Here is a 416-nt window from a genome sequence, read left to right on the forward strand (position 1 = left end):
GCATTGATAATATCGACTCCGCTTTTCTCATATAAAGCCATCACCTGAGGATTGGTAACATCTCCTGCTACTACCAGAATTTCTAAGGGTAGAATATGATCTTTGGTTAGAAGGACAGGAGGAATAGTCGCAAGACTAATCCTGTTCTCTCCGATGTATTGCTGTAATGCGGACAGATCAGTCTGGGTTTCTTTATCCAACAAATAGATACTATGCCCGTGAGTGATCACAGGATACAATTCCCAGACATGCGCATCAAATACATAGTTTGCATACCATAGACAGTTCTTATGAACTTCTCCGGTAAGACCAAATTCTTTTGCTTCCTGATGGATCAGGTTCGAAACATTTTGATGCTCGATCATTACTCCTTTGGGAAGGCCTGTTGTTCCACTGGTGTAAATAACATAAGCAAG

Annotated in this window: 1 protein-coding gene; it reads right to left on the bottom strand. The window is 41.1% G+C overall.

Translation table 11 applies throughout. The annotated features are described in order from the left end of the window. Positions 1-416, bottom strand: a 416-nt coding sequence (locus tag AC4IF5_RS20420; protein ID WP_490737792.1) for an AMP-binding protein, incomplete at both ends; no start/stop codon positions are given.

This window comes from Chryseobacterium sp. UF-290 (assembly GCF_058245615.1).